General features: G+C 42.8%; 15 protein-coding genes. 4 read left to right on the top strand and 11 right to left on the bottom strand.

Going from position 1 to position 20,304, the window contains the following annotated elements; all coding sequences use genetic code 11:
• Nucleotides 1-241: 241 nt before the first annotated feature.
• From flgA to CBS1_RS02815, 4 genes are all read left to right on the top strand, one after another.
• Nucleotides 242-1,078 carry a flagellar basal body P-ring formation chaperone FlgA gene (gene flgA, locus CBS1_RS02830; RefSeq protein WP_236938323.1) on the top strand — a complete coding sequence of 279 codons (837 nt, stop codon included), beginning with the start codon at nt 242-244 and terminating at the stop codon, nt 1,076-1,078.
• Between the two features lie 3 nt (nt 1,079-1,081).
• Entirely contained in the window at nt 1,082-1,705 is a 624-nt protein-coding gene (locus CBS1_RS02825; protein WP_236938322.1) for a flagellar basal body L-ring protein FlgH, read from the top strand.
• Nucleotides 1,706-1,770: 65 nt separating this feature from the next.
• Nucleotides 1,771-2,766 (top strand): flagellar basal body P-ring protein FlgI, encoded by a 996-nt coding sequence (locus CBS1_RS02820; RefSeq protein ID WP_407918641.1) that lies wholly within the window; start codon nt 1,771-1,773, stop codon nt 2,764-2,766.
• Between the two features lie 30 nt (nt 2,767-2,796).
• Nucleotides 2,797-3,249 (top strand): rod-binding protein, encoded by a 453-nt coding sequence (locus tag CBS1_RS02815; protein ID WP_090221824.1) that lies wholly within the window; start codon nt 2,797-2,799, stop codon nt 3,247-3,249.
• Here the strand turns inward: CBS1_RS02815 and CBS1_RS02810 are convergent.
• The 11 genes from CBS1_RS02810 to rpmF all read right to left on the bottom strand — a co-directional run bounded on the left by CBS1_RS02810 (nt 3,205) and on the right by rpmF (nt 20,303).
• Nucleotides 3,205-4,320, bottom strand: a complete 1,116-nt coding sequence (locus CBS1_RS02810) for a hypothetical protein (protein ID WP_090221826.1) — start codon at nt 4,318-4,320, stop codon at nt 3,205-3,207. The genes CBS1_RS02815 and CBS1_RS02810 overlap by 45 nt on opposite strands.
• A 27-nt stretch (nt 4,321-4,347) precedes the next feature.
• Nucleotides 4,348-5,364, bottom strand: a complete 1,017-nt coding sequence (gene tsaD / locus CBS1_RS02805; protein ID WP_090221828.1) for a tRNA (adenosine(37)-N6)-threonylcarbamoyltransferase complex transferase subunit TsaD — start codon at nt 5,362-5,364, stop codon at nt 4,348-4,350.
• A 41-nt stretch (nt 5,365-5,405) separates the two neighbouring features.
• Nucleotides 5,406-6,638 carry an ATP-dependent Clp protease ATP-binding subunit ClpX gene (clpX, locus tag CBS1_RS02800; RefSeq protein ID WP_033191789.1) on the bottom strand — a complete coding sequence of 411 codons (1,233 nt, stop codon included), beginning with the start codon at nt 6,636-6,638 and terminating at the stop codon, nt 5,406-5,408.
• A 170-nt stretch (nt 6,639-6,808) separates the two neighbouring features.
• Nucleotides 6,809-7,648, bottom strand: coding sequence for a hypothetical protein (locus CBS1_RS02795; RefSeq protein ID WP_033191788.1), 840 nt, complete (start codon nt 7,646-7,648; stop codon nt 6,809-6,811).
• A gap of 70 nt (nt 7,649-7,718) precedes the next feature.
• Nucleotides 7,719-10,442, bottom strand: coding sequence for a phospholipase D-like domain-containing anti-phage protein (locus tag CBS1_RS02790; protein ID WP_033191787.1), 2,724 nt, complete (start codon nt 10,440-10,442; stop codon nt 7,719-7,721).
• A 46-nt stretch (nt 10,443-10,488) separates the two neighbouring features.
• The gene (locus CBS1_RS02785) at nt 10,489-13,377 is read right to left on the bottom strand and encodes an anti-phage-associated DUF1156 domain-containing protein (protein WP_033191786.1); all 2,889 of its coding nucleotides are present in this window, start codon (nt 13,375-13,377) and stop codon (nt 10,489-10,491) included.
• A 29-nt stretch (nt 13,378-13,406) separates the two neighbouring features.
• On the bottom strand, nt 13,407-13,985 hold the full coding sequence (locus CBS1_RS02780; RefSeq protein WP_033191785.1) for a DUF3780 domain-containing protein: 579 nt from the start codon (nt 13,983-13,985) through the stop codon (nt 13,407-13,409).
• Nucleotides 13,982-17,086 (bottom strand): DUF499 domain-containing protein, encoded by a 3,105-nt coding sequence (locus CBS1_RS02775; RefSeq protein WP_033191784.1) that lies wholly within the window; start codon nt 17,084-17,086, stop codon nt 13,982-13,984. Before CBS1_RS02775 ends, CBS1_RS02780 begins: the two co-directional genes overlap by 4 nt.
• 220 nt (nt 17,087-17,306) lie before the next feature.
• Nucleotides 17,307-19,118 carry a glutamine--fructose-6-phosphate transaminase (isomerizing) gene (gene glmS / locus CBS1_RS02770; RefSeq protein ID WP_033191783.1) on the bottom strand — a complete coding sequence of 604 codons (1,812 nt, stop codon included), beginning with the start codon at nt 19,116-19,118 and terminating at the stop codon, nt 17,307-17,309.
• A 4-nt stretch (nt 19,119-19,122) separates the two neighbouring features.
• Nucleotides 19,123-20,124: a phosphate acyltransferase PlsX gene (gene plsX / locus CBS1_RS02765; protein WP_033191782.1), complete on the bottom strand. Its 1,002-nt coding sequence runs from the start codon at nt 20,122-20,124 to the stop codon at nt 19,123-19,125.
• A complete protein-coding gene (rpmF, locus tag CBS1_RS02760) occupies nt 20,121-20,303 on the bottom strand; it encodes a 50S ribosomal protein L32 (RefSeq protein WP_014451598.1) in 183 nt (60 codons plus the stop codon). The genes plsX and rpmF overlap by 4 nt, the downstream gene beginning before the upstream one ends.
• Between the last annotated feature and the right edge of the window lies 1 nt (nt 20,304).

Raw genomic sequence — 20,304 nt, 5'->3', positions numbered from 1 at the left:
TATTTGACTTTCAACTCATGCAAAAATCGCTAACAAGGAGATCAAATTATTCGTATAGTATAATGAACTGTGGACAGACAAATAAGACAGCAGCGCGGAAAGGTGATGTAAGTTTATGGCTTTTACAAATAATCTTCGGCTGAGCTTGTTGATATTTGTAGCCGTTGTTTATGCTTCAATGCTATTTTCATACAGTGTTGTTTTCAAATCTTCATTAACCACCTCCGGTGGGCCTGTCACTATGCTTGAACTCGTGGAGGCATCCGAAACAGATGTTCCCATTGAAGTGCTGGAGAAAATCATCGTTGCATACGTTCCTGTCAACAGTTCTCTTTCACTTAATAAGAAATACCTGCTTAATTTGGTTAAAAGGAGAATTGGGGATGTTCAAGCACGGATAGACGATGTCCCTGTCGTTATAGAAGCCAAACCTGTAGAAAGCACAACAAAGGGCTCTGAGCACCAGACTTTGACAAATGAAAAGTTGAGAGAGATTATATTGGAAGAGCTCAAAGGACGGTACCCACAAGGAACCGAGTTCAAGTTAAAAAGCCAGGTTGGACAATTGCTCGATCATGACAGTTATTCCGTATCGGTACAGATAGCTAACAAATCATCTCCCTTCGTAAAAGTTACGTTAAGGAAGGCAGGTAGAATCGTTGGTTATCTTTTGTTCCAATATGAAGCGATTCTGTTAAGGAATATCGCAGTTGCGAGTAGAAAGATAGAGAAGGGAGAGATAATTGGTATTAAGGACGTAGAATACGTAGAGTACAATGTTTTAGCACTCAACAAAGTTCCCGTTTTCGAAGATGACCTCCCATTACTTGCTGATAAGGTCTTTTCAAAAGGTGAGATTATTGATATGAGAAACACAAAGGATGTACCTATTGTCATCAAAGGTCAGTTTGTAAAGGCATACAGTCGTGTGGGGGGTGTTACTGTTTCGATACTTGCACAGGCGTTAGAACATGGATACGTGGGAAGTGTCATAAGTATTAAAAACATAGATAATGGCAGCATTGTAAAAGGAACAGTGCAAGAAAATGGGACAGTTATCGTTCTGGAGGTGGAGTAAGATATGGAGATGAAAAGAACTTTGTTAAATCTCAGTATCGCATCGGTGCTACTATTTGTTAGTATTTCTTCTTTGACATTCGCCACTTCACTTTACACATCTTCTACAAATCCGCAATTTAAGAATATTCTTGGTACATACAAGCCTTCAAGGGTCGGAGATTATGTCACCGTAGTTGTTTACGAGTCCCCAAGGATTTCAACTTCCTCGCAAGTTAATACACTGACTAACGCATTCATCAACGCTATAAACACAGGCACAAAGTTGGTGGGGCTCGATTTGAGTAAGTACCTTCCATCAAGTGGCTCTTCAACAGATAAGCGGGACAATAAGAGTCAGGCTAATGCAGTGCTTGAACTTACGGCAGTTGTGAAGGAAGTGGATCAGCAAGGCAAACTCTTCCTTGAGGGGCGCAAGCAAATTAAAGTAGGGAACGATCTCAGGGAGATTATTATCACAGGATGGGTTCATCCAGATGCGATAAAACCAGGAAATATCGTCAATTCAACGGACCTTATCAACGCGCAAATATGGGAAAACGGGAAGATCGTCTTCCAAGACGACCCACAAGAAAGTTCTTGGCTGGGTCTTCTGCTTTCGGCAATTGCGAACTTGTTTAAATTCTAAATAAACGTAAATTTCTGGAGGCATGGAGTATGAGGAATGTGCTAAGGAGAGCAAATGAATCAAAGATTTCAGCGGGTCTGTTATTTTTCTTAATTGCCTTGCTGATTTCATCGAACCTATTCTCAGCAAATGTAAGAATCAAAGATTTTGCAAAGTTCCGTGGTGCAAGGGACAACCAGTTGTTTGGAATCGGGCTGGTTGTTGGTTTGAATGGCACCGGTGACAGCGGAAATCTGAACTCCTCACTTTTGGCGAATATGTTGAAGAATTTCGGTGTTTCAGTCAATCCAAACGATTTGAAGTCACGCAACGTTGCTCTTGTTATGGTTGTTGCTGACATACCTGCGTTCTATAAACCAGGCATGAGATTAGACGTGGTGGTAGCAAGTATAAACGACGCAAAGAGCTTAAGAAATGGTATACTCTTGCAAACACCACTTTACGGTGCCGATGGTAATATTTATGCAGTTGCCCAAGGCCCGGTTTCAGTTGGTGGTGAAGATGCAAAAGGCTCTGCGAGTTTGCAAAAGCGATTTACCGTAGTTGGTTACATTCCAAACGGTGCGCTTATTGAAAAGGAAATACCGATGAGCATTGTAGATGGAAATAGCGTAACAATTCTCTTAGATAGGCCTGACTTTACGACGGCTGCCAGAACAGCTGCTGCGATAAATACCACGTTTAAAACAAACATAGCGAAGGCCATCGATGGTGCAAGTATCAAAGTGACCATTCCAAATGCATTTGCCGACGATGTGATATCGTTCCTTGCATTACTTGAAGAGATAGAAGTACCGGTAGACACGCCTGCACAGGTGGTTATAAACGAGAGAACGGGAACTGTCGTTTTCGGTGGCGATGTGAAGATTTCCGACTTTGTACTTTCGTACGGCAATTTTGTCGTTGTAATATCCAACGGACAGATCGGTGATAAACAAGCAACCATTGGCAACTTGATAACGGCATTAAGGTCTGTCGGTGCAACTCCACAGGATATTATCGCAATCATTCAAGAGTTGCACAAAGCAGGTGTCATATACGCACAGCTGAGGATAATGTAATACCGTAATACGCACTTCGAGGTGTGGAATATGGGAATTGAGCTCAATAAGGTCAACTGGAACCTGAATCACAACATCGGATCTAATAATCGTGCAGGCGTCAACAAGAACTTAAATGCGGAGAAAAAGGTTAATATTGACACAGAATCGGAAGAATACCAGAAACAGCTCAGAAAGGCTTCCGAGGAGTTTGCTGCGTGGTACATATATGAGATTTTCAAGAAGATGTACAATACAGTTCAAAAGAGTGGGCTCATCCAAGAGAGCTTTGGAGAGCGTTGGTTTAGAGAAATGTTACTGCAACAGTACGCTCTGAAAGCTGCAAGAACTGATCTGAAAGATTTATCTGAGATGATTTACAAAGGACTCGGCGGGAAGATGATGACGCAAGAGGTCAAGTCGGAAAACAACATGGCGAAAAGATTCGAAACGTTGCAATTACTGAATTCTCTGATTTCGAACAATCAGGAATCTGGAGAGTGATGGTGGTGTCAAAAGAACATATTCGCTCACTGTGCCAATATTGATGTACTGGCTACCTATTCGGTTTATTGCACTCCGCAACATGTAAGCCTTGGTTTGAAAAGAAAATTCAACGACTTGCATCTCATTCTGAACAGGAATCGAAGCCTTATAGGCAATCGCACCGTGTTGGGAAACGACAACGAGCTCTCCGTGTCGTGAATAAATCTCCACATCTGAGAACCTTCCTGCTATTAACGACCTTCTCAACAATCTCTGAAGTAATGAAGAAAGGATCCTGATTCTCGGTTCGAACCGGCTACATAGGTTTCTGACCAAATCAGGTGATTCATCAGGTACATCCGTGCATAGTGTAAATATATCACCAGAGAAAATAAGAATCTTGTTGGTGATTGGGTCAAACGAAATCTGCACTTGATTGGTTTCTTCAATTTCCAAAACCTTGATCAGATGTCTTGCAGACACGTACGGTATGCGAATGGAAAAATTGTTTATATCCTGCTCGTTTTTTGCACCTGGGTCCTCACTGTTCTTCTCAACTTCCACTTGAGAATAAGCGACAAGTCCATAGTGCTGTGAAATCATCTCCAATGTGTTTCGGATGAAATAAAGATCTACGTAGCTTCCTTCTTCAAGAAATGATGATGCGAAATCTAATTCAGCCAGAAGTTTCCTTTTTGAGAATGCCGTTCCTTGTGCGTTTACTGGAACGTATATTTTCTCTTCCCTGTCTTTTTGAAGTGGTGAGATCCTGAGTCGTAATGTTTCGTTTTGAGATTTCAAACTGAGCACACCATCTTGGAAATGGAGGCTAATTTTTCCAGTGAGCTCTGAAACGAAATGTCTTACGACATCAAGAGGGATTTCGAAAGGGACCGATATCTTAGAATAAAAAGAACAAACGGGAAAGTATCCGTTCAAACATCCGTCCGAGGCGATGATATACAGCCTTTCGTCTTCCGAAAGGAAGACCAGTTTTCTCATGGATGGTTCCAATGTCCCGCACACCTTATCAGCTTTTTTGATTACAGTTTTCAGCACTTCGGCTTCAACATCGACGATGTAATTCACGACTCATTCACCACATCTTTTAGTTTATTAACCTATCGCTATTTCATCCATCTCAAATAAGTTCGGAACAGGTTCGAGCATCAAGCCGTGGTCCACACCATTTTTTAGTAACTCCAGCCCGGCTCTTGCTATCATCGCTGCATTGTCAGAACAGAATTCAAGCGGAGGAATGTAGAACTCAAATTCCGAGGTATATTCGTTCAATTTTTCTCTCAACCTGCTGTTTGCTGCAACGCCACCTGCCAGTACGATTTTGCGAACATCGTTGTCCTTTGCAGCTTTCGTGACTTTGTAAAGCAGAACATCTATCATAGCTTCCTGTGCACTCGCGGCAAGGTCACTTATAGGAAGCTCAGAAACGTTGCTCGCTTGAAGCCTTTTGATTTCGTACAGCACAGATGTTTTCAGTCCTGAAAAACTGAAATCGTAGTCGCTATCGTGCATTTTTGGTCTTGGAAAATTGAAAGCTTTCGGATTGCCTGTCTTGGCTATCTTGTCTATCTCTGGACCTCCAGGATAGCCCAATCCCAAAAGTCTTGCGATTTTATCAAACGCCTCTCCTACGGCATCATCGACGCTTCTACCAAGCAATTTTACACTGAAATCATCTTCAGTTTTTAGTATTAGAGTATGACCACCTGAAACCATAAGTACAACGTACGGAGGTTTTAGTTCAGGGTAGACCAGGTGGTTTGCGTAGACATGGCCAACTATGTGGTTTACTCCAACGAGTTTTTTTCGATACCTCAGTGCTAATCCCTTCGCAAATGACACACCAACGAGTAGAGCTCCTATAAGTCCGGGACCTTTTGTAACGGCGATTCCATCCACTTGCATCATATCGACTTGCGTTTCTGTAAGTAATTGATTAAAAAGAGCGGGGAGCTTTTTCAAATGCTCCCTCGCTGCTATTTCTGGTACCACACCACCGAATTTTTTGTGCGTTGATATCTGGGAGTAGACAAGGTTTGCTAAAACCTTGTTATCTTCAACCAAAGCCACAGACGTTTCATCACAGCTTGTCTCTATTCCAAGCACTATCATCTACAACACCTTCGTCTTCTGTAAGCAGTTTTACAACTACGTCAAGCTGTTTCTTTCATGTATATTTTCGGACGCTCACGCTTTGTGACACACTCTTCCGTGACGACAACCTTTTCAACAGCTTTCAAATCGGGAATATCAAACATGATATCAATCATCACTTCTTCAAAGACGCTCTTCAGAGCCCTTGCTCCTGTTCCTCGCCTCAAAGCCTCCTTGGCTATTGCGTAAAGCGCTCTTTCCTCAACTTCGAGTTCAACACCGTCTATTTCAAAAAGTTTCTTGTACTGTTTTAAGACTGCGTTTTTGGGCTCTTTTAAAATCCTGACCAAGTCATCGACACTAAGATCATCGAGTGTACCAATTACGGGGAACCTGCCTACAAACTCTGGCATGAGACCGTATTGGACCAAGTCGTCGGGAGTAACGTGTTTCAAGATTTCACCGAGTCGCATCTGTTCTTTGCTCTTCACTGGTGCGTTGAATCCGATCGCACTGCCTTCTATCCTTCTTTTGATTATTTCATCCAACCCATCGAATGCACCGCCAACGATGAATAATATATTTGTGGTGTCAACCTTGATGAATTCTTGGTATGGATGCTTTCTACCACCTTGTGGTGGAACGTTGGCTATAGTTCCTTCCACGATTTTGAGTAAACCTTTTTGAACGCCTTCGCCACTAACATCCCTGGTGATAGACGGATTTGGAGATTTCCTTGCTATCTTGTCGATTTCATCTATGTATATGATACCGTACTGTGCACGCTCGACATCAAAGTTTGTCACTTCAAGGAGCCTCAAAACGACGTTTTCGACGTCTTCACCGACGTATCCGGCTTCTGTCAGTGGTGTGGCATCGGCTATTGCAAAAGGTACATCTAAGATCTTTGCAAGAATCCTTGCCATGAGTGTCTTCCCACTTCCAGTTGGTCCAATGAGTATGATATTTGATTTCTCAATTTCGACATCAGAGGTATCTTTTCCGAAGAACACTCGCTTGTAGTGGTTATAGACTGCCACGGAAAGAATCCTTTTCACGCGTTCTTGCCCTATAACGTACTTGTCAAGCTCGCTTTTTATCTGCGATGGTGTTGGAAGCTCTTTTCTGTCTCTTGTTCCGAACTTCGTTGGTTTTATCTTCTTGTCGCTTTGAAGAATATCGTGGAACAACTCCACACACTCGCTACAAATATACACATTTCCGGGTCCTGCGATGAGCTTTTCTACCTTATCCGCAGCTCTTCCACAAAATGAACAGAACTTTTGTGCCATGCTTTACCTCCTTACATTTATGCGGTTCGTTTTTTTAAAACAGTAGTCGCTTTTACAGTCTTAAGGATATTATAGACCAAAATCTTATTTTTTACAAATTCTATCAAGTTAAGAGTTGGTGAAAATTTGGCTTTTTTACGTGCTGCACCATTCCCTGAATATTCATTAAATCAATTGAAATCTCCTCTTGCGAGATTCACCACAAGATTGTACACAAACCATCCATCTCCTGTTTCAAAGATTTGGGGCTTAGCACTTGCAGCGTCCTTATTAATTCCAAATCCATCCGAGTAAGGTGTGAACGAAACAATTTTGGAATAAGGTATCCTGAAGCTTTTTACAGAACCGTGAAAGTATATATGTTTCGTAGTGATTGCGAGCATCCCAGTATCTACGTGGACCTTCTCGACTTTTTCGATAGGATAGCCTTTAAAACCTCCAACACGGTAGTAGACACCCCTCGCAATTCGAATGCTCACTCCTTGGCTTGCGCCGACGTATTCCCTTCGAGTCCTTTGCTCATAATACTTGACACTTTTAAAGACCCAAACCAAGCTTTCGTTCTTTTGAAAGTTAAAAGGCAAAGTCCCAGCTACCGTGAGACGCTGTGGAACCTTACCTTCTAACACGTCGCGCAGTACGGCAGCTTGAACAAGACGGGTGTACATTCCGTTCTTATCTAATTCATACTGGCTCAATCCAAAATACTGTATGAACTTGAGTAGTTTCTCTTCTTCCTGCTTGTCCAGCTGCCCATCTTCCAGAAAATGTTGCACAGCTTCTTCCCAGCCTGAAACGATAGCCTCTCTTATTTTATGTTCTGGAACGTAGCCTTGCTTTGCCAGATTGCGAAGTTCGTTCTCCAGATTATCCATCTGACTTAAGCCAAGTGCTGAGCTCTTAGCTTTATAGATCATTGTGTTCCAAGTATTTTCGTACCTCTCTTTACACTCTGGATGAAACTTTCTTAAAAGCCCCGCAGGTCTGCCACAGTAAATGCAATCTCCCATAGACCTCGCCTCCGGAAAAATGTGACTCTTATTATATGAGTATTTTTCGCTCCTTTGTACGCGCACTCGACTACCATCCGGATAACAAGTGCTTCTTTCTTTCCTTGTTATCGAGCACAACAGCGCAATTTTCCCAACTAATTCTACCGATGTGATCGTGGTAACGCAATTCAAACGGGTGTTTTGTTGGAAGAGCATCAATTTTCTTTTTCGCTTCCTCAATCTCATTCAGCGCTACGTGAACCCAGACATCTTCCAAAACGTCTGGGATTTGTCCGAACATGTTGTAGATATTCTCAAACCTCTGACTAAGCAACTGATGGACTCTATCTTCAACCGACCCTTTGTACCTCATATTGTAAATGTACACCTTATCGTAAACCTGTCCTATGCGCTGGATTCTTCCCTTTCGCTGCTCGAGCCTTGTTGGATTCCAGGGCAAGTCAAGGTTAATAAGTGTACCTAATGTTTGAAGATTCAATCCCTCGCTCGCGGCATCCGTACTAACCAAAATTTTCAGTTCATGTCTTCTAACCATTTGTTTTAAATCTTCCTTATCTTTCCTCTCAAAAACGCCGTTAACAAATACTCCAGACTTTTCACCACCTGCGTAAAGTCCTATTTTCATGCCTTGGATGTCCTCGGATAGACTCTCAGCTATCCAGTACGCAGAATCGTAGTACTGAGAAAAGATAATGCATCCACGCTCTATCCATTTATCTTCCAGCAGTAACTTTAAAGCAAGGTTGTATTTGGGGTCTCTTTCTTGGTTCAGATTGAGCGTCTCAATTAAATTTTCGAGGCATTCTCTTTCTTCATTTGTTAGGCTCAGTTCTTCTGATGGACTTTGCAGTTCGTCTTCGTTCTCTTCACCTTCATAGTCCTCTTCTACCAATAAATAGTGCCAATTACTCAATATTCTCTCAGCAGTGAGCTTTCCTGCTATCATCGTACTTCCCATTCTTCTTAAAAGCAGAGTTTTGAAAAAGCCAACGATTTTCGTACGTTCTTTTAGCAATTCGCAGAATTTTTCTGCGTAATTATAGGCTTCTTGGAGATACGGAGGTAGGATAATGGCTTCGTCGTCTCTTTCGCCCATCAAAACAACTTCTATGTTTTTCAGATACGGTTCTCCTGTCTCGGGATTTACATTGTTTTCAAGATAACTCCTCGTCCTTCTTACGATATGCCTGATAAAGGGATTGTGATTCATCAAAAAATCGTTATCGATAATCCTGCGAATTCGCTTTTCGATTCGCAAGCGGTCTTGCTCATCCAATCTATCAAGTGCATCCGGTTTTATGACGAACTCATTGTCCGCCATTCTTAGCTGTTTCCTTACAAACCCAAACGTTGTTTCATCCTCAGATGCAGGAGGAAACGGGTTTCTGATCCATTCCCAATACTCCGAAACATCAGCGCGGTCAATTACTTCTTTACCAGTGATTAAGTCCAACGCTCTTTGAGGATACCTCTGCCACATGCTGTAAACATTCCCTAAAACAGCATCACTACCCTGAGCAAGTATATATAGTAAATCCCAGGCTTCAATTGGATAAAGTTGCACAGGTGTTGCGGTTGCTAAAAGCATACTCTTAGTACGCTTAGAAATCTCAAGCAAGAACTTCATCAAATTATTAGGGATGGGCTTTTCATTCTCTCTTCCCGGTCCCAAGTTCTTTCGCCTTGCCCGGTGTGCTTCGTCAACAATTACACATTCGTAATCAAGATTCAAAAGTTCCTGAACCTGTTCAGATTTCGCTGTTATCAGACTTTGCGGAACTATACCAATACGCCTTGGACATTTCTTTATGGCTGTATAGCCATTAGCAGGGTACTTTATACCGTTCTCATCAACCCAACCTTTACCATCCCAAACGGCTGAAGGCATATCCAAAAGGTTGTATAATTCATCCTGCCACTGCCATATTAAAGTCTTTGGTGCAATTACAAGGATTGGCTTATCACCGTAGAGAGCCATCAGCTGAGCAGCCAACGCAAGCTGGATAGTTTTTCCAAGCCCAACTGTATCTGCAAGCACATACCTTGCCCCGTTCTTTTTATGACTTTCAAAAGCAAGACTTATGAAATACTTTTGATGTTCCCACAATCCCAATTCTTCTCTATAAATCGGTGATTCAACTACCGTGGACGCAGGCTCGGGGGATTGTTTCCATTCGTCTACGGAGTAAATCACTTTTCTTTCGGAGATTCTTTTGATATCCTCCACCACGAATTCCGGAAGTGCAACAGCGTATGGACTGTTCCAAAAATGGTCGAATTCCTCCTGGACCCAGTCTACAGCTTCTGGCGAATCATCTTCCCAGAGGATCTCATAATTCAACTTCCATCCTGTGAGAGTTTCATTCACACTACCGATAAACGCTGTTTTCCGACCGTCTTTAAAAGTTATCACACCCGCTTTACCATGGATTAGTCCAAAAACATCGTTTGGGACGACCTTTATCTGCAGTTTGCCACTTCTTATAAGTTCGTAAAGCTTTTTCAGCCTTTCAGGAATGTTGTTGTATTTTTCCTCTGGTTTTGCCGCACACCATTCCCTGCGCAGTCCGTTAACAGCTGCGCTTATTGTTACAAAGTCGTCCTTCTGAAGCTCAGAATTGCACACCACCCTACAGACACCTTCGATATTTTCAATTGCCTCCCCTGCAACCTCGATGATGGAAGAACTGAAATAACCAGCTATTCGATCGTAGCTGACAGCGTTTTTCAACTTTTCGTTTAAAAAGTGCGAGTCGAGCCTTGTTCTTCTTGACGAATAACGGTAAATCATCCATCAATCCCCACTCTCTGAAATCTTTTAAGGAAAATACTATCCATTACACTCCGTCGTTCTTCACAAGTTCTGCCAGGAGTCTTGCGTATTTTGCTTCTTCCTTCCAATGAGGCATGGTGTCTATGCTACCCAACGAAGATATGTATTCCAGTATCTCAACAATGGTGGTTCGCTGGCCCCAATAATTGGGAACTTCGTTTCTGAGCCAGTTCTTTCCCCTTGACGGGTCTTCTGCCTTTATAGCCTGATGCAAGGCTGCGAGCACATTTCTTAGAAGGGTATTACTGAATCCATCGTCACTGTTGAGTCCTCGTGTTCCAAATTCCAGTGCAGTTTTCAATCTTGCATGGTTGGCCTTCGTAGATGCAAGAAGCTCCTTGTACTCTTTAACTCCAAAGCCTTTTGCCAATTCTTGATAAGCTCCGATTTGATAAATCCCATCTTTCTCGAGGTCTAAGCCTTTGATGTAGAACCTCTCTTCAGGCGTGAGTGTTTTCCATGTGTACGAATCAAAGCCTTTTGGAACAATGTAGTCGTACGCAATCCTAACAGCTTCATATATTATCTTCTCAATAGGCGATTCTTCTCCGGGTAGTCTCTTTCTTGAAAGCTCGTACTCGATATCAATGTCTTCGATTCGCTTGTAAGATGTTAACACCTTGAGCGAAGCAGCGTAAGCGGCAAGCAGGTAATCCGGATCGCTGAAGTTTGGGTCCTCTTTATCGTCCAGTTCTCTCATAATCTCTATTTGTCTTTGAACCTCGCGTTCGATTTCGGGATAAAGCTCGTCAAGGTACGCTGTCTGCTCAGAAGTCTGCTTGCGAAGGACAAGAAGGACTGTTCCTTTCACATAGTTGCCTTCCTTAAGACCTGCAGATTCTGTTTCCGTTGCTATGTTCCAAGCGGCTGTGACCCTGAGACCTGCTGCCCATAAGATTAAGGCAAGGTCTGCCCACACACTGACATCTTGGTGAGTGAACATAATTACCTGCATTCCGTTGTTCGGCATGTGTTTTGCAAGGTTCTTGTAGACTTGCACCATGCTCTGCTTAAAATCTTCCCCTCTTCCCTTTATAGCAAGGGCACGCTTACTATCGGCATACCAATCTGGGAAAGTATCGAGCAGCAATTTCTTATCCCACGCAAGAAAGAATTCGGAAAGCTCGTGATAATTGATTGCATCAGCGTAAGGGGGATCGGTGAGCCAAATTGTTGACACATGCGTAATATTTCTTGCATCACTGACCATTGAAACAGAATTACCCTCTATATCAAAGCTCGATATCTCGAAAAACCAACTGTTTGCTAAGTACTTCATGCTTCTGGCTCCGTAAACATATAATGTATTCAGGGCTTGATTGTAAAAAGTATCCTCAACCTTTTCTGAAGCTGGTGCAGGATTCCATTTAGAAAGTTTACTGTTCCAGTTGCAACACCTATTTACTCCCAGTAGTCCTACCACCTTTTCTTTCTGCGTCTTTGCATGCTTGTCAATCAGTTCCATCAGAAGTCCGTGCAAAAGAAGTTGCCTCGGATTGAACAATTGGTGCCAATAAGACCAACCTCTTGTTCTTATAGGCTCGAGAGTCTTTTCTCCTTCTTCAATTCTGCTGCTTGGAATATACCCTTTCTCTTGCCACGATGTGAATCTTTCTTTAAGTAGTTCTACAACCTTTGCCTCTCTTTCTAAGTCCTTTTTTGTGGGGGCTGTGTAGTACCTTTCCCCATCCGGTTTTTCATATCTAATGCAGTAGAGTCTTTCTTGGAATACATCGTCTGGACGGGGTAGAAATTCGTGAGGTTCCCATTGGCGAAGGCCGTACTCTACTGAGCCATCTTCTCTTATCCTGTCTTTCCTAATGGCTGGTATTGGTGTAGAGACTTTACAATGCGGACATACTAAATTTCCGTCTTTCACGGTCCCTGTTTTTTCTGCAAGTTGCATCTCTTCAGCGGTTGCGTTCGACTTTATCTCAATATCGAAGCTCTTGGTCTGGTGATTTTCTTTCAATATCGCAACAGTTTTTGTCCCTTTTCCAATTACCCAGGAAGGTGCGAGCGGAACTTTCCATCCGCATTCAGGACAGATGGTTTCGTTGCAGTATAGATAGGCAACAGCCCTATGCCCCTGTTCGTTGTGCTCTATTCCCCATTCGGTGACTTGTTCATCGGCAAGATCAAATATCTTTTTTTGAAATTCTCTTAAGTTTTCAATCTCTTCTTCTGAACTCCCCAATATGTTTAGCGCAGCCCATGTGAGGAGCATCGCAATGGGGTTCAAATCAGAAGCAAAGACGTTCAACCCCATCCTCGCGGCTTCGAATGGAACGCTCCCCCCTCCGCAGAAGCAATCTCCCACTGTCGGAATTTGCCCAAATCTCTTCATTCCAAGTTCCCGAAAGAACTCCTGAAAGTTCTTTGCATTTGTTCCAAAATACTGGTTTATTACCTCCCACGATGGTTCCGGTAGGTTGTCAACCTCTTCTGGTCTTAGGCAGTACTTCAGTTTTTCATCGTACGAAAGCCTGCTAAATACGAGTTTTTGCAGCTCATCTCTTTCCCTTTTCGTGATACCTTCCTTGTATTTAAGTTTACCACCGTTGGTTTCGAAATATTTTTGTCTTTCTTCATCGGTCAAGTTTTCGTATATTTCTTCGACAGGGATAGGTTGCTTTTTACGAAGCCACAGACCTTCTTCGTCCATCATCATTACTTTTAAGAACATCTCCATGTCTTTTTTTGGATTGTCGCTTACCGGCATTAACAATCCGAGCAGCGCCGCTCTAACAAGAATAAGGGGCTTTCTGCCCCACCATTTGCCAAGTCCTGTTAATGTTTGTCCCAAATTTGATTTTCTTTCTTTATAGCTTTCTTTTGACAGCTTCGAGACGGGGAATTGCAGTTCTATAAAAGACTTGTTCCAGTCAAACAACGTTACCACCCCTTCAGTTGCTGAATTAATCAGTCGTCTATTTTTCTTTGAATTAATAGGTCGAATATGTCTAACTGTTTGTTCGTTTCTTCTACAGGGTTCTCGGTTAGTGCGTACCTTATAGCTTTTCTCCAACCTCTTTTGTCGTTAAGACCTCCTGTTGCAGCGTTAGTCATGGTGAAAAGCCACCAGCGTTCCTCGGGTGAAAGGCCAAGCCAGTTTTTGATTGCCGTTGGTATCACCGAAGGATCGCAGTCTTCTATCGCCCAGGCTAAAAGTACCATTTCTTTGCCAAAGAGACGATGGACAGGGACTTGGCCTACGGTCCATTTACCAGCAGGGAGCTTTTCTTTCCTCAATCGTGCGTTGAATTCGTTCTTTAAAGTGTCTTCTATAAGTCTCCACTTGTGCTTTGAGAGTGCGACCTTCGGTTTGTCTTCTCTTGGGTCGATTGTCTGTTCTTCGACACCGTCTTGCCATTTGAAACGTTCGTAAATGACAACTTTTCCGTTAGTTGAACGCGGAATGATTACCAAGAAATGGTGTTGAGATTCCTCAGGGATGAAACCAAAGCCGTAAACATTCTTTTTATCTGCCATCCTGCTCATTGTTGAACAATCTCTCCCTGTTTAAAGTTTTTTAGTTCAAGTTTCTTTCCTGCGACCCAATCCAAAAAGTCTTGCCCCGTTGCAAAGTGAATACTGTTAGATTCGAAGATGATAGTTACTTCCTTATCGTTCATAAAGTTTTCTCTTATGCTTTCTATGCTCCTTTCAAGCTTGTCAATATCCACTTCCAAGTCCAGAGTTACCTCAACATAGCGCCTTCTATCCGATGAGTCTTCTTTCGTGAAGAAGAGAACTGAGGCATCACTAATCTTTGCGTTGCACTTCTTCAATAATCCGATTTCTTCATACGTTTCTCGAGTATCGCTTGTCTTGATACGCCTTTTCAGGGTAAGAGGCTTTGAGGCATCTACCTTTACTCCCCGTTCCCTATCTATCTTAATTTGAAGAACGTCTGAATAAACTCCTTCTTTTTCTGCAACGGCAAGCACGTATGTGCAGTTCTGAGGAACGATAAACTCACCTTCGTATATCCCACCATTTTCCTTTGGATTGGAGCCGTCGGTTGTGTACTTTATGGTTGCTGGAGGTACAGCTTTTAACTCAATAATCTCGTCTGAACCTTTGTTGTAGGTTCGATACTTCAGTTCTAATTTGTTGATCCATAGAACTGGTTCACCTGTTTCATGCTCGCCAGTGCTGTCAACACACAAGAAGGAAAGTTTCACTTCTTTTGTTCTGAACTCATTCAGGTTCTCCACGAGATTTGAAGCCGTGGTAGCCACAGAACCCACTTCGTAATAGACCTTATCTCCGTGAAGTGGGATGATTTTAAGAATTACTTCGCCCGTTTGCTCATCTCTGCGAAGTTCTCTGATTTGGACACTGGTCTTCTCCTTTGGGAACGGTCCTTTTTCGATGTAACCACCGTGTTCACGCCATATGCCTTTTCTGAGCATTTCATCTTTCAGTTTGTCAAGTGCGGAGGGATGGTGCCACTGCCATGCGGGGTTCGTAGCTGCCCTTTCTTTTACGTCGCTCCATCGCATTTCTTTTTGTGTAAACAAGCGGTCTTCACATTTCTTTCTAAAGATATCACTTGTGGTGTCGTAAGTGAATTTCTGACGCTTTTCGAGAAGGTCTCTTATCTGCTTCTCTCCGTTGTATTCATTGCTCCTGAATTCCATGAGGAAGTCAGCCTTGATCAAGCCTTCTTTTGTTGGATAATAGATTTGCGTAAATGTTTCTCTCGCTGCTTGCAGAAGCTCTAAGACTATTCTGTCCCTTTTTTCAAGAGCCCTTTGGTACTGTGGGTCACTTGCGGGAACTTTTTCTTCGTTCTCCATTCTGCTGATTATCTCGTTAATTGCTCTGTGTTCCTTGGCGGCTCGCAGAAGTTTCTCCATAGTGCTTCTGGAACCTGATAGGAACATGACTCTATTTTTGTACCTCTCGTTATCGTAAAATTCTTTCAAGTCAGGATGTAAGCCGGTTCCACCTATATACGGTTCAAAGATTACCAATGTGACCTTATCTTCGGATAGTCTAATCTCATCAACCGCTGGGAAAACCAATACTCTCTGGTAGCAATCTCCGATTTTGGGCTCAAATATTTTCTCAAGGAAGTTTCTAAGCTCTTTCTTTGCGCTTTCGTTATCATAGGACTCGACCAGAGAATTAAGCTCAGCAATTAGGTTCCTTGTATTTTTGAAGTACAATTTGCCGTCCCTGTCTGTGTGAAGGTACCAAGCCCGCATGACGAACTCGTCCAAAGCCTTCTTTACACGGGTAATATCCTTACCTGGCTCACAAAGGTATCCTACCGTTTCCTGAATCGAAAGGCCGAGAAGAGCATTCGGAACGTCTGCCAAGGAAGAGACAAGAATTAGCTTGGCAAGGTCTTGCATATGAGTCTCTCCTATGGTCGAATCTATTTCCTCAGCGATTGCGTGTCCGTTTGAAGCGATGTCGTGGGCGATAGCATTGGCAAGTGAGGGCTTAATCTGAGTTATTGCGGTTAGCATTTCGTGGTCGTTCAAATCAAAATCGTAAGGGTGTATAAGGTATTTGTACTTGGCTTTTGGGTTGTCGCCCTTGTAGAGTTGTGAGACAACTATACGCATGAGTCTTAGCAAGCCTCTTGTTTGCTGGAATCCTGGGTTTTCCTTGAACCTTGCGTACAGGTCTCTTAGTGAGGGATGGAAGGGATAGGATTCTTTAATCCAATTGTAGATTTGATCAGGCGCGAGGTTGGTATAACCCATCTGTTTTGCTTCTATCACTGCCTTTTTGTAAGCAAGTGCTACTTCGTTTATTTCTTCTTCAGAAGGTAGTTGTTTGAAAAGTCTTTTTCTGAGGATGTGATAGATTTCATCCGTAGACAAACTAACCGGCTCGATTTCTATGGCTAATCGGTTAACTTCGTTTTCAAGTTCTCTGAATGAGGATTGTAAAAGTTCACTTCCGCTTTCATAGACGGCTCGCAGGTCTGAAATAACAAGACACACATTGGAAAGCTCTTCCTTGTTCAAGGCATTGAAAAGGTTTGCCAGTGCCGTGGTGGTGACGACTGCTAAATTCGACTCACCGATTAGTTTTGCTTTGGCATTCTCCAAGTACGGTGGCAGTTCGTCAAGAAGAATCAGAAGAGGCTCGCCTCTTAAGAGGTTCACCCAGGCACTCTGACCTGGTGCCTGTAAGGGTGAGTAGTAATCTTTAAACATCTCACGTTTTCCAAGTTGTTCAGCGATCGCACCCCAAATGCCGTACGGAGCATCGCTTTCTCTACCGGTAAAAGCGACAACTTTTATCCTACCAAGCGGGCTGTCTTTGAATTTGTCTCCCAGGACTTTTTCTCTAAGATCAGGATATCTTGCTAAAAGACCGAGAGCGATCATGTTGTGGGTCTTACCACCACCCATGCTCTGCCTCAGTTTGATGACACCAGCCGCGGTCTGTCTGTGGAAGCGTTTAAATGCTGTGTCGAATAATACCCTCATACCATCCGTTATGTAAGTTTCTTCGAAGAATCGGTAGGGGTCTATTCTGTTTTCGATTAAGTCACTTAAATCCAAAACGTCGTCTCGCTTAGTTTCGTCAAAGACGCTCTCACGCGGTACGCAAAGTTCGTAAAGAGTTCTCATCGTCCCACCCACCACCTTTCGTGTGGTTTTCTATAACAAATTATAACATATCAGCATAATAAATTCGTTAAAGATCCTTAGATTTTTTGTCAGAAGTCGTTGTAGCTCTTTTTCTTTCCAACCTACGTACCTTGCACCTTGAAAACAAAAAGGGATAAGAGGCTTTAGCCGTCTTATCCCTTTTTACTATCTTTTAGTTAATTCGTTTCAGTGTAGAATTCTACTCCACAGTCACACTCTTGGCAAGGTTTCTCGGCTTGTCTGGGTCGTATCCGCGTTTGTCGGCGATGTAGTAAGCAAAGAGTTGAATGACAGGAGCAAAAATCAAAGGATAAAGGTCTTCGTGTGCTTCTGGTACGTAGATAACATCGTGTGCTATCTTCTTTATCTCTTCGTCACCTTGGGTAGCAACTGCCACTATTCTTGCGTTTCTTGCGCGAGTTTCTTCTATGTTGCTTCTCATTTTTTCATACAGGCTATCTTTCGGTGCCACTGCGAAAACGGGGAACTTGGGATCCAAAAGTGCGATTGGGCCATGTTTTAACTCACCGGCGGGGTAACCAACGGCGTTTATGTAACTGATTTCTTTCAATTTAAGAGCTCCTTCGAGCGCTGTTGCGGTGTTTATGCCTCTGCCTATGTACATGAAGTGATGATAGTTTTTGTAATTGTCTGCTACAGTCTCTATGCCTTTATTGGATATTATTCCTTTAAGTGTTTTCGGCGATTCAACAATTTGTTTGACTATCTCGCCATGTTCCTGCCGCCACAAGCCGCGTTTTTTTATCATGTAGAGCCCTATGAGATAAAGTACTATGAGCTGATTCACGTATGTCTTTGATGCGGCAACACCAATTTCAGGACCTGCGTTCATGTAGAGTGTTACGTCACTCTCTCTCGTGATTGTTGAACCGACTACGTTGGAAATGGCTATGACCTTTCCACCAGCCTTTTTAACGGCCCTAATGCTTTCAAGGGTGTCTGCAGTTTCTCCAGATTGGGATATGGCAATTGTTATCGTGTCTTCGGTAAGCCTAATAGGTCTGTATCTGAATTCTGAAGCTACGTCTATTAAAACATCAACATCCAAGTATTTTTCAGCAAAGTACTTAAAGACAAGTCCGGCGTGGTAACTCGTTCCACACGCAACCAGAAGTATTCTCTTTACCTTTTCTAAATTGAACTCGTCAAGTTCGTGTAAGGAAGGAGTGTAGTCTGATTCTACTCTTCCAACGAGAGCGCTTTCTATTGCTTCTGGAATTTCGTTAATTTCTTTCAACATGAAGTGCTTGAATCCGCCTTTTTCCGCTGCTGATTCGTCCCAAGTGATGTGCGTGTGCTTTCTGATAACTGTGTTCCCGGAAAAGTCCGTGATTTTTAGTTTATTTCCTTCGATGTAGACCACATCTCCGTCTTCGAGGAATATGACGTCGCGTGTGTATTTGATTATTGGTGTGACGTCCGATGCCAATACACAGTATTTATCGTTACATCCCACTACTAAAGGACTACCTTTTCTTGCACCAACCATGATGTTGGGCATATCTGAATGAATAACAGCGATTGCGAATGCACCTTTAAGTATTTTCAAGGTATCAAGCACAGCTTGGAATAAATCACCTTTGAAATGTTCTTCCACTAAGTGACCTATTACTTCTGTGTCAGTTTCGGATCTGAATTTGTGACCTTTTTTGATGAGTTCTGTTTTGAGTTCCTGGTAGTTTTCGATAATGCCGTTATGCACGACGGCGATTTTTCCACTACAGTCTGTGTGCGGATGTGCGTTTGTATCGTTTGGCGCTCCGTGAGTTGCCCATCTTGTATGCGCTATACCACTTTTTACTACTTTCTCCTCTTCGATAACGGTTTTTAAAGCATCAACTCGACCAACACTTTTTGTCACTATCATTTGGTTACCGTTTGTTGCTGCTATACCTGCTGAATCGTAACCTCTGTATTCTAATTTTTTCAGTCCTTCGATGAGTTCAGAAACTTTGAATTCGTGGCCGATAATTCCAACGATTCCACACATGGGATTACTTCCACCTCTCTAATTGAGCTTCCAAATTCTTAATTAAATCTTTTTCTACACCTTGCACCGCAACTTTCAGTGCATTTTTTATAGCCACTCTATCGGAATTCCCGTGAGCCTTAACTACTATTCCATCTACTCCCAAGAAAAATGTTCCCCCGTAGGTTCTTGGATCCAACTTTTGCTTTAGTTTTTTCAAAACTCGGGAAAAAAGTAAAGCACCAATCAAACCATCAATGCCTTTCTTTGCTTCCGATTTTATTGTGTGAGAGATAAGCTTTGCCACACCTTCCATTGTTTTCAGCGCAACGTTCCCAGTGAATCCATCCGTAACAACAACATCAACAGTCCCAAGGTTTATATCATTCCCTTCAACGTTTCCGTGGAATGCGGGACCGAGTTTTTCTCTTAACATCTGATAGGCTAATTTATGCATATCGGTACCTTTGTTCTCTTCAGTTCCAACGTTCAGTAGTCCAACCTTGGGAGAACTTTTTCCAAGTGTCCTTGCGTATTCTACACCCATTGCAGCAAACTGCACTAAGTAATCTGGACGAACTTCCGCATTCGCCCCGCCGTCTATCAAAACTGTAAAGCCATTGAGAGATGGGATGGGAACTGCCAAAGCCGGGCGGTCTATTCCGCTCAATCTGCCAACGACAAGTGTTGCGTAAGCAAGTAGTGCTCCTGTATTACCGGCACTTACAAATGCATCTACTTTATGTTCTTTGAGCAGTTGAGCACCAATGTACATGGAACTTTCTTTTCTACGAAGCGCTTCGGTGGGCTTTATATCCATAGGGAGGTAGTCTCTTACGATTTCCAGCGTAAAGTAGTCTGAAAGTCTGTGATTTCTCAGATCGGATAAAGCGCTTTCTGTACCGATCAGTATTAGATGGATGTTTTTCTTAGCTTTTTTCAGTTCTTCGGCAAACATTAAAGCGCCGGCTTTTATTTCTTCCGGCGCTTTGTCTCCACCCATTACATCCAAGGCTACGCGAATCATTTCGCTACCTCAAACACCTGCTTCTTTCCGTAGTAACCGCAATTCAAACAGACTCTGTGTGGTTGTTTTGGTGCTCCACAGTTTGGGCATGTTGTTACTGCAACGCTGAAAGCTCTGTAAATCTTGGCTCTTTTGTGATGTGTTCTGCTTCTTGAACGCTTCTGCTTTGGTACTGCCATA

The sequence above is a fragment of the Fervidobacterium changbaicum genome (genome assembly GCF_004117075.1).
Taxonomy (GTDB): domain Bacteria; phylum Thermotogota; class Thermotogae; order Thermotogales; family Fervidobacteriaceae; genus Fervidobacterium; species Fervidobacterium islandicum.
Note: the sequence above shows the minus strand (reverse complement) of the source record. Positions and strands in the feature narration are given on the sequence as shown.

Excerpts from the sequence above, each read along its gene's own strand:
- flgA (WP_236938323.1), top strand. The coding sequence starts at position 242 with ATGCTTGAACTCGTGGAGGCATCCGAAACAGATGTTCCCATTGAAGTG.
- CBS1_RS02825 (WP_236938322.1), top strand. The coding sequence starts at position 1,082 with ATGGAGATGAAAAGAACTTTGTTAAATCTCAGTATCGCATCGGTGCTA.
- CBS1_RS02815 (WP_090221824.1), top strand. The coding sequence starts at position 2,797 with ATGGGAATTGAGCTCAATAAGGTCAACTGGAACCTGAATCACAACATC.
- tsaD (WP_090221828.1), bottom strand. The coding sequence starts at position 5,364 with ATGATAGTGCTTGGAATAGAGACAAGCTGTGATGAAACGTCTGTGGCT.
- clpX (WP_033191789.1), bottom strand. The coding sequence starts at position 6,638 with ATGGCACAAAAGTTCTGTTCATTTTGTGGAAGAGCTGCGGATAAGGTA.
- CBS1_RS02795 (WP_033191788.1), bottom strand. The coding sequence starts at position 7,648 with ATGGGAGATTGCATTTACTGTGGCAGACCTGCGGGGCTTTTAAGAAAG.
- CBS1_RS02790 (WP_033191787.1), bottom strand. The coding sequence starts at position 10,442 with ATGATTTACCGTTATTCGTCAAGAAGAACAAGGCTCGACTCGCACTTT.
- CBS1_RS02780 (WP_033191785.1), bottom strand. The coding sequence starts at position 13,985 with ATGAGCAGGATGGCAGATAAAAAGAATGTTTACGGCTTTGGTTTCATC.
- CBS1_RS02775 (WP_033191784.1), bottom strand. The coding sequence starts at position 17,086 with ATGAGAACTCTTTACGAACTTTGCGTACCGCGTGAGAGCGTCTTTGAC.
- glmS (WP_033191783.1), bottom strand. The coding sequence starts at position 19,118 with ATGTGTGGAATCGTTGGAATTATCGGCCACGAATTCAAAGTTTCTGAA.
- plsX (WP_033191782.1), bottom strand. The coding sequence starts at position 20,124 with ATGATTCGCGTAGCCTTGGATGTAATGGGTGGAGACAAAGCGCCGGAA.
- rpmF (WP_014451598.1), bottom strand. The coding sequence starts at position 20,303 with ATGGCAGTACCAAAGCAGAAGCGTTCAAGAAGCAGAACACATCACAAA.